At 67.0% G+C, this 14,265-nt stretch carries 12 protein-coding genes; 2 read left to right on the top strand and 10 right to left on the bottom strand.

Annotation, left to right across the window (positions count from 1 at the left end):
* Position 1: 1 nt before the first annotated feature.
* The 3 genes from ACFOHJ_RS08555 to ACFOHJ_RS08565 are packed head-to-tail and all read right to left on the bottom strand — an operon-like array spanning position 2 to position 3,729.
* Positions 2-1,015, bottom strand: coding sequence for a polysaccharide pyruvyl transferase family protein (locus ACFOHJ_RS08555; protein ID WP_378220070.1), 1,014 nt, complete (start codon positions 1,013-1,015; stop codon positions 2-4).
* A 38-nt stretch (positions 1,016-1,053) separates the two neighbouring features.
* Positions 1,054-2,538, bottom strand: coding sequence for a lipopolysaccharide biosynthesis protein (locus ACFOHJ_RS08560; RefSeq protein WP_378220071.1), 1,485 nt, complete (start codon positions 2,536-2,538; stop codon positions 1,054-1,056).
* Between the two features lie 3 nt (positions 2,539-2,541).
* Positions 2,542-3,729 (bottom strand): acyltransferase family protein, encoded by a 1,188-nt coding sequence (locus ACFOHJ_RS08565; protein WP_378220072.1) that lies wholly within the window; start codon positions 3,727-3,729, stop codon positions 2,542-2,544.
* A gap of 59 nt (positions 3,730-3,788) precedes the next feature.
* On the opposite strand from ACFOHJ_RS08565, the gene ACFOHJ_RS08570 reads away from it, so the two are divergent.
* Positions 3,789-4,565, top strand: a complete 777-nt coding sequence (locus ACFOHJ_RS08570) for a metallophosphoesterase (RefSeq protein ID WP_378220073.1) — start codon at positions 3,789-3,791, stop codon at positions 4,563-4,565.
* A gap of 8 nt (positions 4,566-4,573) precedes the next feature.
* On the opposite strand, the gene ACFOHJ_RS08575 is transcribed toward ACFOHJ_RS08570, so the two are convergent.
* From ACFOHJ_RS08575 to exoK, 7 genes are all read right to left on the bottom strand, one after another.
* Complete coding sequence (locus tag ACFOHJ_RS08575; RefSeq protein WP_378220074.1) at positions 4,574-6,928, bottom strand: Wzz/FepE/Etk N-terminal domain-containing protein; 2,355 nt, start codon at positions 6,926-6,928, stop codon at positions 4,574-4,576.
* A gap of 93 nt (positions 6,929-7,021) precedes the next feature.
* Positions 7,022-7,918 (bottom strand): UTP--glucose-1-phosphate uridylyltransferase, encoded by an 897-nt coding sequence (locus ACFOHJ_RS08580; protein WP_378220075.1) that lies wholly within the window; start codon positions 7,916-7,918, stop codon positions 7,022-7,024.
* A gap of 42 nt (positions 7,919-7,960) precedes the next feature.
* Positions 7,961-8,911 carry a glycosyltransferase family 2 protein gene (locus ACFOHJ_RS08585; RefSeq protein WP_378220076.1) on the bottom strand — a complete coding sequence of 317 codons (951 nt, stop codon included), beginning with the start codon at positions 8,909-8,911 and terminating at the stop codon, positions 7,961-7,963.
* Positions 8,901-9,869, bottom strand: a complete 969-nt coding sequence (locus ACFOHJ_RS08590; RefSeq protein WP_378220077.1) for a glycosyltransferase — start codon at positions 9,867-9,869, stop codon at positions 8,901-8,903. Before ACFOHJ_RS08590 ends, ACFOHJ_RS08585 begins: the two co-directional genes overlap by 11 nt.
* Positions 9,866-10,888: a glycosyltransferase family 2 protein gene (locus tag ACFOHJ_RS08595; RefSeq protein ID WP_378220078.1), complete on the bottom strand. Its 1,023-nt coding sequence runs from the start codon at positions 10,886-10,888 to the stop codon at positions 9,866-9,868. Before ACFOHJ_RS08595 ends, ACFOHJ_RS08590 begins: the two co-directional genes overlap by 4 nt.
* Positions 10,885-12,060, bottom strand: a complete 1,176-nt coding sequence (locus tag ACFOHJ_RS08600) for a glycosyltransferase (RefSeq protein ID WP_378220079.1) — start codon at positions 12,058-12,060, stop codon at positions 10,885-10,887. The genes ACFOHJ_RS08595 and ACFOHJ_RS08600 overlap by 4 nt, the downstream gene beginning before the upstream one ends.
* 10 nt (positions 12,061-12,070) lie before the next feature.
* On the bottom strand, positions 12,071-12,883 hold the full coding sequence (gene exoK / locus ACFOHJ_RS08605) for an endo-1,3-1,4-beta-glycanase ExoK (protein WP_378220080.1): 813 nt from the start codon (positions 12,881-12,883) through the stop codon (positions 12,071-12,073).
* Between the two features lie 420 nt (positions 12,884-13,303).
* On the opposite strand from exoK, the gene ACFOHJ_RS08610 reads away from it, so the two are divergent.
* Positions 13,304-14,260, top strand: coding sequence for a glycosyltransferase family 2 protein (locus tag ACFOHJ_RS08610; RefSeq protein WP_378220081.1), 957 nt, complete (start codon positions 13,304-13,306; stop codon positions 14,258-14,260).
* The last annotated feature ends 5 nt before the right edge of the window (positions 14,261-14,265 follow it).

Below are 14,265 nucleotides of genomic sequence, written 5' to 3' on the forward strand. Positions count from 1 at the left end.
CTCAGGCCGCAGCCTTGCCGGCGATGTCGCCCGCAACCTGCCTGGCCCAGGCAATGCCATCGCCCAGCGACTTCGCCTGGTAGGACAGGTCCGTCCCGCCGGAGAACGCAGCCATGAAGCGGCGCACCTTGCCGTAGCTGTTGTCGAGCACCGCGTGCGGGCGGCCGATCAGTAGCGAGCAGATATGGACATGCAGCCGGTCGGTGACGATCGTGCGGCCGCGCGAAATCTGCTTTATGCCGCGCCGGAAACGATTGTGCGCGGCGGCATCGAGCTTGGCGAGCCTGAGTTCCGCAGGCTTCAGCGACAGCAGCGCCGACGCGGCCCCGAAGGCTTTCGAGGCCTGCACGCTGCGCGGCGATTCCGTTATCCAGTCCTCGACCGGCAGGTCGGGCCAGGCCGAAAGATCGGCATCGCCCGCCTTCTCCCGGTCCACCCGCAGCATCGCCAGTACCGGCAGGGTCGGCTCAGCCGGCTCCACCGGGCCGATCGCGAAGGCCATGTCGGGACAGAGCTTGATCGCGCAATCGAAATTCCTGTCGGCGAAGGCCTTCGATTCCTCGTCGCGGACAAGCAGCGTGAAATTCCTGTGTCTGCCGATGGCGCGTGCGCTTTGCTCGATACGCTCCGGCGACTGGTAGTGGATCGACTGCGGGAGCTGGACGACAGGCCGGTCGGGAAACAATTCCAGCACGCGCTCGCGAAAATCCTGGTGCGCGCCCCAGATGTCGCCGAAATTGCCGCCGCCATGGATGAAGATCGGCCCGCTCGGCATCGCCCGTTCGAGCTGCCGTGCCGAGAAATCGTCGAGCCGCGAGACATAGGCCGGCCGCTTGCCGTGGCGGGCGGCGAGATAGGCCATCTCGCCCAGCCAGATCGCCGAATCGCCGCAATTGCGGATGTCCGGGAAATCGAGGATGGCCAACGGCTCCTCGGCCGGAACGTGGTCCTTGAGGCATTCGTGGATGGCGGCCTCGAGCCTTGCGATCAGCGCCAGCCGGGATTGCGTTTCCATCGTCTCTTTCTCCATTCGATCGCGACCGAAGCCTGTCCTCAGGCCGGGCGCAGCTTCGCCAGAACCTTGCCGAGAATGCGCTGCACTTCCGTCTCCGGCCCCTGCGGACGGCCCATCAGTTCCCACAGGAGGAAGGTGGCGGCGCAGTAGAGGAAGCCGCCGAGCGCCACCAGCGTCGCCAGTTGCAACGCAAGCATCGGCCGGTCGGCGGTGTGGGCAAGCTGGCCGTTCGCCAGCGCCACGCCTGCCGCCATCACCGCGACGCTCGCCAGCGCGCGCAAATTCGCCTGCAATTGCCTCAGCACCGGCAGGTCGATGAGGCGCCGCACCAACACCATGTTGACGGCGGCGCTGGCGAGGCCGGTGAAGACCCGGCCGACGACGACGCCGGGAAGGCCGGCAACGAGCAGGCCGGCGATCATGATCGGCACCCGCACCAGCAGCATCTGCGTGTCGCGGATGAACAGCAGCCGCGTCTGGCCCCTGGCCATGCCGAGCGGCTGCACCAGCGACCCCAGCGTCTGCAGGGCGAACACCGAAGCCAGCGCCTGGATGATGAAGATCACCGGCACCCATTTTTCGCCGAGCGCCAGCCGCACCAGCGGGTCGGCGACGACGGCGACTCCGATGCCGGCCGGCAGCGCCACGGCGGTGAGCAGCGCCTGCGCCCGCTGGTAGGCGGCGGCAAGCCGCGCCGGATCGTCCTTGATGCTGGCGAAGCCCGGATAGATGGTCTGCGTCAGCGGCATCGTTGCCTCGCGCGTCGGCATCATGGCAAGGTTGGAGCCCACCGAATAGTAGCCCAGCGAGGTGTTGCCGAGCATCTTGCCGACCAGCAGATAATCGAAGCGCCAGTTCAGCGTGTTGACGATCTGGCCCGCCGTCAGCCACGCCGAGAAGGAGAAGAACTCGCGCATGTGTCGGAAGCAGATCTTGGGCCGGAACGGCAGCACGAGATAGGAGACCGCGACATTGGTGGCCTGGGTGACCAGCGTGCCCACAACCAGCGCCCAATAGCTGTGGTAGAGGATCGCGATCGCCACCGCCGCGATGAAGCCGGTGAGCTTCTGCGACACGGCAAGCACGAATTCCTGCCAGAAGATCAGGTCGCGCTGGTACATGATGCGGCGCGGGTTGGTGAGGCCGCTCAGAAAGACGCTGAAGCCCAGCGCCAGCATCACCCCGGTCAGCCTCGGCTCGTTAAACAGCAGCGCCGCCGGCCTGGCGAAGGCGGCGAAGAACAGCGCCAGCACCAGCCCGCGCAAGGCGTTGAGGGTCCAGGCGGCGCTGAAATGCGACTCCGTCGGCGCTTCGTGGCGGATCAGCGCCTCGGCCAGCGAAAGTTCCGTCACGGTCGACACGATCACCAGAATGGTCATGCCGAGCGCGACCACGCCGAAGTCGGACGGCGCGAGGTTCCACGCCAGGATGAAGGTGCTGAGCGCCGCCAGCCCGTTGACGATGGCGCGCGCCAAGGAGAGCCACAGGCTCCCCTTGATCAGGCGTGCGGTGACACTGGCCATGCGCTAGCCCGCCCTCGACCGGGCCGGCTGCGCGTCGCGTGCGACGGCGCGGCGCATGGGGTCGAGGCCCCGGCCGGCGTTGAACAGGAAAAGCAGCTTGCGCGACCGGTCGATGAGTTGCAGGCCAATGATGGCGCCGATCACCGCAAGCAGGGGCAACGCGAAGAAGGTGACCGCAAACAGGTCGCTGCCGTAGTTGCCGAACAGGCGGCGGAACGGGATCGCCGCGAAATGGAAGAAGATCGCGTGGCTGCAGAACAGGAAGAACGCATAGGGCTCGAACCAGAGGAAACCGGTGGCGAAGCGCGAGCGCAGGATCACGTCCGTCAGCAGCCAGAACCCCGCCGCCATGGTGATGCGCAGGAGCGTGTCCAGCGTCAGGCGCAGCGTGTCGTCCATCTCCCCGAACAACACGTTCTCGACCCTCAGCGCCAGGTAGAGGGCGACCATGACGGCGAGGCCGGGGAGCAGCCAGCGCGCCGTGCGGTCGATGGCGGGCTCCGCCGTTCTCGACAGGCGCAGCCACATGCCCAGCGCGAAGAACAGCATGAGTTGCGGCCGTTGCAGCAGGTAAAGGTCCTCGCCGAACAGCGTATAGACGACGAGCAGCCCGATCGTGGCGACGGGAAAGCGCTTCAGCGCGCCATAGAGAAGCGGCGAAAACAGGCAACAGACGAAAAGGTCGCGAAGAAACCACAAAGGCACGTCAAGCGGCCATCCGGTGAAGGCGACCAGCGCGTCGGCCATGCCGAGCGCGGTAAAATCCGGCATGTCCTGCCACTTGCCGCGCATCAGGCCGTAGAGCGTGAGCAGCGCCAGCATCAGGAGATTCCATGCCAGCAGCGGCACCCCGAGCGTCTTCAGTTTCGCCACCAGGAGCGGGCGTGCCCCGGCCTTGGCCAGGCTGGAAACGATGAAGAAACCGGAGACGACGCTGAGCAACGAAACCGAACTCAAGCCCGCCAGCCGCGTCAGGACGAAATAGACGAGATCGAAGAAGGAAGCGTCGCGATCGTAGACATTTCCCCCAATACCGGGCGGCACGTGGACGAAGGTCATGAAAAAGATGCAAAGGCCGCGCGCGATCCTGATGCGGTCGGACATCGTCCGGCGGACCGGCTCCAGCGACGGGGCCGGAACCGCGAAGAAGCTGCGAATGGACACGATCGTCTCCTCGATCGGCTTGCTCATTCCGGGCCGCCGCGCAGGGCGGGCCGCTCGACCATGGTGAAGAAGAAAGGGACCTGCCGTTGAAGGCGTTGACCGAGTTCCTGGCTATCGCCCGCCGCGGCGCGGGGCAGAAGCGGGCGCGACTGCGCCTCGACCTCGGCGACACCGCCGTCTATGCGGTCGGCGACGTGCATGGCTGCCTCGACGAACTGCTCGCACTGGAGGACGCCATTGTCCGCGACGCGAAGGAACTGCCCGGCCGCAAGCTCATCGTCATGCTGGGCGACTATGTCGATCGCGGCCCCGCCTCGGCCCAGGTGCTCGACCATCTCGTGGCGGCGCCGCCGCCGGGCTTCGAGCGCATCTGCCTGACCGGCAACCACGAAATGGTCATGCTGGACTATCTCGAAGGCCGCACCAGCCGTTCCGGCTGGCTGGCCATGGGCGCCGAGCCGACGCTGCTTTCCTACGGCATCGACCCCGAGCGCCTGCACCTGGTCTACGGCAGCGACCGGCGCATCGACGACGTGATCCGGGCGGCGATCCCGGCCGAGCATGCCGCCTTCCTGCGCTCGCTGCCGATCATGATCGAGGCCGAGAACTTCCTGTTCGTGCATGCGGGCATCCGCCCCGAACTGCCGCTCGACCGGCAATCCGACCGCGACCTCGTCTTCATCCGCGACGAGTTCTACAAGGCAGCCCACCTGCTCTCGCGCTATGTGGTGCATGGGCATACGCCCGTCACCGAGGCCAGGCGCGACGGCATGCGGGTCAACCTCGACACCGGCGCCTGCTTCAGCGGCAAGCTGACGGCGCTGCGCCTGTGGCAAAACAGCGGCCGCTACCTGACGACCTGAGCGCGCCATCACGCCGTCTCCATCCGGTTGGCGGGCCGGTCGGAGGCCTGCGGCTGCTCGATATAGTAGGACGTGTAGCGATCCAGGTACTGCTCGGCGCTGCCGAACAGGCCATAGCGCGGCAGTTGCTTGATGTCGGTCTTGTTGAGGACGAGGCCGAGCGTCTTGGCGGCGATCTGCGGATCGGCCTGCAGGGCCGAGCGCACCAGCATGCGCGGCGTCGCTCCCCATTCCGCCACCAGCACGAAGCCGTCGGCCAGCGGCGCGAAGGCCCTGGCGTCGACCACCGGCCCGAGCGGCGGCAGGTCGACGATGATGTAGTCGAAGGACTGCCTGGCCTGCTCGATGAGGTCGCGCATGCCCGGCCCCGAAATGAGCTCGCCGGTATGCGGCAGGCGGCCGCGAATGACCGTGGGCAGGATGGCGAGCCGGGTCTTGCGGTCCACCAGGAGCGCGCTCTGCCAGCGCTGCTCGCCGCCGACCACCGCTTCGACCAGCCCCTTCTCCGGCACCAGCGGCAGGCTGCGGCTGAGGCCCGGATTGCGCAGGTCGCCGTCGACCAGCAGCGTCTTTGCGCCGTTGGCGGCCAGCAGGCCGGCGAAATTGGCGGCAACGGTGGTCTTGCCTTCATGCGGCAGCACCGAAACGAAGCCGATGACCTTGCACGGCTTGCGTTGCAGGACGACGTCGCTGGCGAGCTTCACGTTGCGCAGCGTCTCGGCGAAGGACGAGGCCGGCGCGTTGATCGCCACGCGCAGGATGCGCGGTGTCGTGGTTTCCCGCGCCGACTGCGCCTGCTCCACTCCCGCCACGCCGTTGGCCGACGTGCGGCCCCGGAAAGCGGAACCGACGATCGGCAGGTAGCCGAGGAACTTGACGTCAAGCGCCTCCTGCACGTCTTCCGCGGTGCGGAAGAAGCGCTCGCGGAATTCGCGCAGCGCGCCCGCCCCGGCGCCGGCGAACAGGCCGAGCACCAGCGACAGGCCGAGCACCAGCGTCTTGCGCGGGCTTGATGCGGCGGTCGGATCGCCGGCCTGCGAGATCACGCGCGCCTGCGCGATCGGGAACGAACGCTGCTGCGCCGCCTCCGAATAGCGCGAGAGGAAGGATTGATAGAGCGTGGCGAGCGCCTGCGCCTTCTGCTGGAGGCCCTGCAACTCCACGCCGGACTGGCCCGACTGCGAACTCTGGGTAGACAGATCGCCGACATTGGCGCGCAAGGAGGCCTCGCGCGACTTCGCCACCTCGTATTCGTTGCGGTAGCTCTCGGTCAGCCGGTTGAGTTCGCCGAAAATCTGCTTGGTAATGTCTGCTTCCTCGCGACGCAGCGCCACCGCCTGCGGGTGGTCCTCGCCATAGCGCGAGGAAATGTCCTGCTCGCGCTTGGTCATGCTGAGGTAGCGGGTCCTGAGATCGGTCAGCACCGAGGTATTGGTGCCGCTGCTGCCCTTCTCGATCGGCACCGTGGCGTTCTTGACCGCGTTTTCCGGGCCGCCGTCGACGATCGCCTTGAACTGCGAATAGCGCGCCAGCGCGTTGGCGGTGTCGGCCTGCGCCAGGATCAACTGGCTGTTCAGGTCGGAAAGCTGCTGGTCCGACACCAGTTCGCCGCGCGCCGCCGTAAGCCCATGGGCGGCACGGTATTTTTCGACCTCAAGCGCCGCCTCCTGCGAACGCTGGCGCAGGTCGTCCAGCCGCCCCTGAAGCCAGACGGTGGCGCGCTGGGTGGCGTCGAAATTGGCGTCGAGATGATCGGACAGATAGGCCTCGGCATAGGCACGCGCGATCGAGCCGGCCAGCTTCGGGTCGTTGTCCGAATAGGACACGGCGATGACGAGGCTGCGGCCGACCCGCTCGGCGGTGAGGTTCTGCTGCAGGATCGCCACCGCCCGGCCGATCTTGCCGTCCTCGACCGAACCGGTGGAAGCCGGCCGGCTTGAGAACATCCCCAGCACGCCCTTGACCCTGGACTTCGCCCAGCCGACCGGGGAAACCGGCGGGTTGAGGAATTCCTCGTTGTTCTGGAGGTTTTCGGCCTTGACCACGGCGCGCGCCAGCCGCGCGGACTTCAGGATCTCGACCTCGCTCAGCACCGTCGCATCGCCTTGCGGCGCCGTCGGGGGCGACTGCCTGTCCTCGGCGAATTTGGTCAGGCTGTCGTCGAGCAGGATGTTGCTCGACGCCGTGTATACGGAAGGCGTGAACAGCAGGTAGACCACGCCCAGCGCCAGTCCCAGCGCGCCGAACAGCGCCACCACCCGCATCTGCCGCTTTGCCGCGGCCAGCAGGCGGTCGAGGTCGATGAAGCCGTCCGGCTCCTCGGCCGGAATGGGCTTGCTCAGGGGAAAACGTCCTTGGGTCATGACATTACCGGTCCGTCGTCTGGCGGAAAATGACAGCCACGGCCGCGAAGGTCTGACCCTTGGGGCCGTGGCGGAAGCAAAAGTTCGAATCGATCAGGCCGCTTCGCTCTGGCGTGCCTGCCGGGCGACGATCGCCTCGATCGGCTCCAGCACCAGATCGCGGATGTCGTCGCGGGCCAGCGCGAAGGCGACGTTGGCCTGGATGAAGCCGTCCTTGGAGCCGCAATCGTACATGCGGCCGTCAAAGGGGCTGGCGAAGAAATCCTGCGTGCCGGAAAGTCGCAGCATCGCGTCCGTCAACTGGATCTCGCCGCCGGCGCCGCGCTCCTGGTTGTCGAGCAGGCCGAAAATCTCGGGCTGCAGCACGTAGCGGCCGTTGATGTAGAAATTGGAGGGCGCCGCCGACGGTTCCGGCTTCTCGACCATGCTGGTGATGGAAAAGCCCTTGCCGATGGCGGGACCCTTGCCGACGATGCCGTAGCGGCCGGTATCGAGCGGATCGCACTGCTCCACCGCCACGACGTTGCCGCCGGTGCGCTCGTAAAGGTCCATGGCGCCGGCCAGGCAGCCGCGCTCGCCGAACGACACCATGTCGGGCAAAAGCAGCGCGAACGGCTCGTCGCCGATGACGTCGCGGGCGCACCAGACGGCATGGCCGAGGCCGTGCGGCGCCTGCTGGCGGGTGAACGAGATGGTTCCCGGCCGCGGCTGCATGCGGTCAAGCGTCGAAAGCTGCTCGGTCTTGCCCGAGCGGGAAAGCGTGTCGAGCAATTCCGGCTGGATGTCGAAATAGTCCTCGATGATATGCTTGTTGCGGCCGGTGACGAAGACGATGTGCTCGATACCGGCTTCCAGGGCCTCGTCGACGGCGTACTGCACGACGGGCCGGTCGACGATGGTCAGCATTTCCTTCGGCATCGCCTTGGTGGCGGGCAGGAAGCGCGTGCCAAGGCCGGCAACCGGGATCACTGCTTTTCTGACTTTTTTCATCACATTCCTATTCCAGTTGGCCCCCTGCCAAACTCGAATTCCTCAGTGAGCCTGCGCCGCCTTCGGGGACGCCGACAGCCGGCGAAGCCTTGCCGCGATCGGCATCCTGAGATGACGCAGCGCCGCCGGATCGCTGAGCACGACGCCTGCCGCCTTCAACGGCGCGCGCTGCTTGAGGTGGCGGACCAGCGAGAGAAAGGATGCGCCCTGGCGCAGGCTGCGGGTGCGCCGCGCCTGCGCCGCCAGCGCCAGCCGGTCCAGATCGTGACCGCTGACGAAGGCCGCGTCGGCGCTCAGCATCGCCTCGACGTGATGCAGTTCCAGCACCCGCGAGACGGAGCCGGCCCGCACATGGTAGCGATAGCCGGCGTTGGGATCGACCACGCAGCGCGCACCGTGCGCCAGCGCCGAGGCCAGGAACAGATAGTCCTCGCCGATGCGCAGCGTCTCGTCGTAGCGCAGGCCGGCCTGGCGCAGGAAACGCCGCTCGAACACCGGTTTCATGTAGCCGTAGGAGAAGGTGTCCTCGAACAGCAGGCTGGTGCCGATCAGTTCCACCAGCGAAAGATACGTATGCGCGGCAAGCCGCTCCGGCGCGAACATGGGCTCCCCGGCCTCGGCGTCACCCTGCACGACTTCCAGATTGTCCACGGCGACGGAGGCGCCGAACACCTCGGCCTGGCGGATCATGCGCGCCATCCGGTCCGGATGAACCGTATCGTCAGCGTCGAGCACCGCCACGAAGCGGCCGGCCGCAATCGCGAGCCCGGCATTGCGGGCGCCGCCCGGTCCGCGGTTCCTGCCCAGTTCGACCACCTGCACGAGATCGCGCGGATACCGCGCGGCCATCGCCACCGTGCCGTCGCTCGAGCCGTCGTCGACGACGACGACTTCCACCGAAACGCCGCGCTGGGCCAGCGCGCTTTCGATCGCGCGACTGATCGAGTCCTCGGCGTTGAAGGCGGCGATCAGGAAGCTGACGTCAGGCTGCATGGCGCTTCCCTTCGATCGGGGCTTCCACCGGCTCCTCCGCCACGACATCGTCGCCATATTGCTGGATTTCGCGGACGCCCAGCATGCCGACGATGACGCCGACATGCAGGATGCCGCGCAGGATATGGCGGTTACGGCTGCCGGTGGAGGCAACCGAGAGCAGTGCCGAGCCGAAGCAGTAGCCCGCCTTGGCCAGCGCCAGCAGGCTTTCGCGCGCCAGGGCCGGAAGCGAGCGTCCCTCGGCGGCCAGCCGTCCGTGCGTCTGGCCACTGCGGAAGCGCCGCATCGCCAGCCAGGAGAAGCTGGCCCGATGCGCCGGCACCTGCTCGCGCGCCGGCGCATCGGGCGCATAGGCGATGCGGCCGCCGGCCCGATAAAGGCGGGTGAAATAGTCGGTGTCCTCGCCGCCGCTGCGGCCGAGCGGCAGGCTGAAGCGCCGTCCCGCGACCACCGGCGAGGCTAGCCGCAACAGGGTGTTGCCGGAATAGCCGGTGCGGATCGCGCCATCGACGAGGGTCGGATAGGTCGAATGGAAATCGCCCTCGCGCATCCAGCGCGGCGCGGCGTCGTCATAGATGGCCAGCACCGGCGCCAGCACGGCATCGGCTCCCGTGGCGTTGGCCACCGACAGGAACTCTGTCAGCCAGTCGCTCGACACGATTTCCTGATCGTCGTCCATGAAGATCAGGAAGTCGCCATTGGCGGCCTCCAGGCAGGCGTTGCGGGCCAGCGAGATATTGGACGCCGGGCAATGGACATAGAGCATCTCGAACGGCAGGCCGGCGGCGAGCGCATAGACCAGCGCCCGGGCGCTCGGCACCGAATCGTTGTCGGCGACAATGACACGCAGCCCGATCTGCGGCGGCACCTGCAGTTCAGCGAGCGAACGCAGCGTCTGTTCCAGTTGCGGCCTGCGGAAGGTGCAGATGCCGATGTCGATGCGGACGGCACGGTTCATGGCGCTGTGGCTCCCCGCTTCCAGGAAAGGGCAAGCTGCATCCAGAAACCGGCGGACCAGGCCAGATGCATGACCATCGCCGAAACGCCGGCGAGCGGCCCGAGGGGGTCGCGTTCGGCCAGCGCCAGCCAGACGCCGTAGCCAAGGCAGGCGGCGACCCACACGCCGGCCGGGATCAAGGCCGAGAGGCTGACGAAGGCGAGCAGCGCGCCGGCCACCACCGGCAGCACCATCAGCGGCAGCATCTGCCGCAGCCGGGGCACGGCCTTGTGCTTGAGGATGTTCTTCGCACGGCCCCGGCCGTAGCCGAGATATTGCCTGAACAGGCTGCCGACCGAAGCGCGCGGGAAATAGGTCATGAATGTCTTGTCCGTCATCCAGATCCGATAGCCGGCCGCCCGCAGCCGGAAGTCGAGTTCGGCGTCCTCGTTGTGGCTGAAGCTTTCGTCATAGCCGCCGACCTCGCGGAAGGCGGCCACGCTCATCAGCGCATGGTGGCCATGGTCAGTCCAATGCCCGCGGATGCCGGCGCGATGGGGCGAGCCGCCATTGCCGAGCCGCGAGTTCTGTGCCGTCGCGGTCGCCCGCTGGAAGGCGCCGATGCCTTGCGTGACCATCGACACGACCACCGATTGGGCTCCGGTAGCCTCGGCCTCCTCGAGCAGCCGGTCGCAATAGTCGTCGGGGTAGCCGCCATGCGCGTCGATGCGGATGAAACGGTCGAAGCCATCGCCATAGGCAGCAACGGCTAGGTTGACGGCGGCGGCCTGCAGCCGCAGCGGATTGTGCAGCAGCACCACGCGCGGCTCCTGCGCCGCGATCTCCTCCGCGATGCGCATCGTGCCGTCCGTGCTGCCGCCGTCAGCAACGACGACCAGCATGTCCAGCCGCTGCGCGGAACCGGCCAGCCAGGCGAGAAGCCCGCCGATATGGGCCGCCTCGTTCAGGCACGGGATCACCACCATGCAACGCCCGGCCGGCGCGGCATCGATGAGGCCCGTCTGCTTGTCCCCGATCATGCTGCGGCCTCCAACAGGACCTCGCCCTCCGCCCGCGAGCCGGCGAGGCTCGCCAGGCGCTCGACCAGTGCGCGGCAATCGCCGATGCCGGCAACCCACTCGGTGCCGTCATGGGCAGCCACGCGCTGCCGCAGGGCGAGATAGCTTTTCGCGTCGATGCCGGACAAAGCGGCCTCCAGTCCCTCCACCGACGCATCATCGAGCAGTACGCCAAGCCGGCGTTCCGAAAGGAAACGCGCCGTCTCGGTGCCGGCCATCGCGATCGGCACGACGCCGTAACGGCAGCCTTCGTAAAGGCGGTTGGGCAGCAGCCAGGCCGAATTCAGCCCTTCCTCGAAGAAGTCGATCGCCCAGGAGAAATGCACGTCGCCATAGATGGCGGCGAGATCGTCGGGATTGCGGTACGGACCGCCGAAGCGGATATGCGGCTCGGCCGCGACGAAGCCATCGAAATCGTCGAACTCGCGATAGGCGGGACGGCCGCGAAGCACGACCTCGAAGCGGCCGCCGGCCTGCCGCGTGAAGGCAGCGAGCAGGTCCAGCGACTTGCGGCAGCGCAGCGCGCCGAACCAGCCGATGCGCCACGGCTCGCCGGCGGCCGGCGGCGCGGCTTCCCGGGCGGAAACCTGGGGCGCGCCAAGTTCCAGTACCTTGTTCGGCAGCAGCATGACCGGGGCCTCGGACTGCCCGAAGCCGGCAAAATAGTCGCGCACGAAGGCCGGCGAACTGGTGATCAACAGGGCCGCATCGCGGCCGAACCAGCGCTCGATGCCGCGCATCGCCCTGCCGACCGGGCCGCGGTCGAGCAGCAGGCGATGGATGTCGAGGCATTCATAGACCAGCGGGATGCCGCCGCCGAAGATCGCCCTGGCGCGGTTGGCGAGCGCCAGCATTTCGAGATTGCGTCCGATGATGACGTCCGGCCGGGAAACATGGCGGAGCCTGCCTGCCAGCGCCATCGCGGCAGTCGCCACCGAAGCCAGCCGCTGCGTGAACTGGCCATCCTCGGTACGGCCGAGCTCGATCGCGGTCGAGCCATCGGAATGGGCCGGCGCCTCGCCGCGCCGGAAACCGGCCAGCGTCACCGCCGCACCACCGGCTTCCAGCATCGCCACGCGGCGATGCACGGCCGGGTCGGCCAGGTTGTGGACCAGGTAGAGGATGCGCAGCACTGCCGGCCTCCTACTGCGACTGCGTCTTGCAAACGATGGATTCGGGGAACTGGCAGGCGTCGCCCTCGGCCGTGAAGGAAACACGCTCCACCTCGGCGGCAAGCGGCTGGCCGGGATCGCTGAACGCCCCCATCCACGACTTCAACGTGTCGCTGCCCCAGACGCTCAGATAGATTTTTGAAGGATGGCTGGGCAGTACGGCGGGATCGGTGACCTCGCCGCCCAGCTTGCTGTCGACATACCAGGCGATGCGGTCCTTCTGCCAGACGAAGGCGTAGTCGTGAAAATCCCTGTCCGCGCCGCCCGGCACCTCCACCAGGTCGGCCGGGCCACGGCTCTTGCCGTCGACGTAGCGGTTGATCTGGACCTTCGAGGGATCCTTGCCGAGTACCTCGAAATCGATCTCGTCATGCGGCTGCTTGTGGACCGGGCCGATATAGGTGAAGAACCCGGTGTTGAGGCCGGAACCGGCGACCGCCTTCATACGCACCTCGAAGGTGCCGTAGCTGAAGCGCTGGTTGGTCTGCACCTCGCCGCAGACATAGTCGCGGTCCTTGATCTTCTCCTTGGCGAAGCCGAGCCTCAGCCGGCCGTCCTTCACACTCACCTGCTTCTTCGACCAGGTGCAGTTCTGGTGATCGCCGTTTGCCCAGCCGTCGGAGATGTACCAGCGCGCGGTGTTGAGCTTGTCGAAATTCTCTACGAAGGATTTGCCTTCCGCAGCCTGTGCGGGCGCCGCGACCAGGGCCGTGAGCGGTGCCGCCACAAGCCCCGCCAGCAACCATGCGGAGCCGTGTGAAAGAGTTCCGGAATGCAGTTTCATCGTGCCGCCTTTCGTTGTGGCGCCGCCTCCGCTCAGCGCCCGATTGGGGTTGTTCGCTGCAGTGCAATAGGGCTGCCGCAGGCTGATAATGTGGCGTGCGCCGTTATTGCCGCAGACGGGGCGGTAACTTTTTATGATGGCCGTTAAGCAGGCGGTCGGACAAAAACGATGCGGGGAACGGCCTAGCCCTTCGATTTTCTGTAGAATACGGCCGATCGGGCGCCGGCCTACCGTTCACGATTGTGACGATTATTCGACCTGCCGGCCTTGCCCGAACCGGTGCGCCCCCTACCGTCGAACCGGCGGATCGCCGCCGCGAGGATAGAGACATCGTGGCTGCCCCGGCACCCGACAAATTTCAGCCTGAATATGCTGGTCTTGAAAGCCACGCTTTCACCCCGAGTACCCCAAAGGACGACGATGAAGTGCAGCGTCATCATTCCCTATTATCAGCGTGAGCCTGGCGTCCTTCGGCGCGCACTGGAATCGGTGTTTTCGCAGACGCACGACGACTTCGATATCATCGTCGTCGACGACGCCTCGCCCTCGCCGGTGGAAGCCGAACTCGGCGCGCTCACGCTCGAGCAGCGGGCGCGCATCGCCGTCATCAAGCAGGCCAATGCCGGCCCCGGCGGGGCGCGCAACACCGGCCTCGACCACGTGCCGGCCGACAGCGCCTGCGTCGCCTTCCTCGATTCCGACGACGAATGGGCGGCCGACCACCTGAAGACGGCGACAGAGGCGCTTGCCCGCTTCGATGCCGACTGCTTCTTCGCCTCCATCGAGGGCGGCGAGGCCTTCTACTATCATTTCGGCGTCACCGACCTTGCCGGCAGCACCGCGATCGAACGGCTTTGCGACGACCCGCCGCTGGTCGAAATCCCGGACCTTGCCAGCGTCATGCTGCGGAACTGGAGCTTCCTGCACCTGTCCTGCATGGTCATCGGCGCGCGTCTGTTGCGCACCACCCGCTTCGAGGCGGCGCTCAGGCTCGCGGCCGAGGACGTGCTGTTCTTCCACGACTGCATCCGCGGCGCGCGACGCGTCGTGCTTGGCGAGAACATCGGCGCGACGCGCGGCGAAGGGCTCAACATCTTCCACGGCGTCAGCAGCGATTCGCCGCAATTCCTGCAACAGCAGTTCAACACCTGGGTAGCGCTCGACCGGCTGGAAAGCCGCTCCAGCCAGCGGCCGGAGGACCGCGCCTCGATCCGCTCCTACAAGCAGACGGCAAGGCGGCAGGCGCTGTGGGGACAGGCCAGGCTGATGCGAGGCCACCGGCCGCCGCAGCTCGGCCTGCTGGCGCAATGGGCCTGGCGCGACCCGCAGATCCTGCGCAGCGCCGTCGAACTGGCCATCGCCAAGATCGCCAGGTAGGCCAG

The organism is Aquamicrobium soli, from assembly GCF_042646345.1.
Taxonomy (GTDB): Bacteria; Pseudomonadota; Alphaproteobacteria; order Rhizobiales; family Rhizobiaceae; genus Mesorhizobium; species Mesorhizobium soli_A.

What these genes read in the sequence shown, in the direction of transcription:
- ACFOHJ_RS08555 (WP_378220070.1), bottom strand. Translation starts at nt 1,015, where the DNA reads ATGGAAACGCAATCCCGGCTGGCGCTGATCGCAAGGCTCGAGGCCGCC.
- ACFOHJ_RS08560 (WP_378220071.1), bottom strand. Translation starts at nt 2,538, where the DNA reads ATGGCCAGTGTCACCGCACGCCTGATCAAGGGGAGCCTGTGGCTCTCC.
- ACFOHJ_RS08565 (WP_378220072.1), bottom strand. Translation starts at nt 3,729, where the DNA reads ATGAGCAAGCCGATCGAGGAGACGATCGTGTCCATTCGCAGCTTCTTC.
- ACFOHJ_RS08575 (WP_378220074.1), bottom strand. Translation starts at nt 6,928, where the DNA reads ATGACCCAAGGACGTTTTCCCCTGAGCAAGCCCATTCCGGCCGAGGAG.
- ACFOHJ_RS08580 (WP_378220075.1), bottom strand. Translation starts at nt 7,918, where the DNA reads ATGAAAAAAGTCAGAAAAGCAGTGATCCCGGTTGCCGGCCTTGGCACG.
- ACFOHJ_RS08585 (WP_378220076.1), bottom strand. Translation starts at nt 8,911, where the DNA reads ATGCAGCCTGACGTCAGCTTCCTGATCGCCGCCTTCAACGCCGAGGAC.
- ACFOHJ_RS08590 (WP_378220077.1), bottom strand. Translation starts at nt 9,869, where the DNA reads ATGAACCGTGCCGTCCGCATCGACATCGGCATCTGCACCTTCCGCAGG.
- ACFOHJ_RS08595 (WP_378220078.1), bottom strand. Translation starts at nt 10,888, where the DNA reads ATGATCGGGGACAAGCAGACGGGCCTCATCGATGCCGCGCCGGCCGGG.
- exoK (WP_378220080.1), bottom strand. Translation starts at nt 12,883, where the DNA reads ATGAAACTGCATTCCGGAACTCTTTCACACGGCTCCGCATGGTTGCTG.
- ACFOHJ_RS08610 (WP_378220081.1), top strand. Translation starts at nt 13,304, where the DNA reads ATGAAGTGCAGCGTCATCATTCCCTATTATCAGCGTGAGCCTGGCGTC.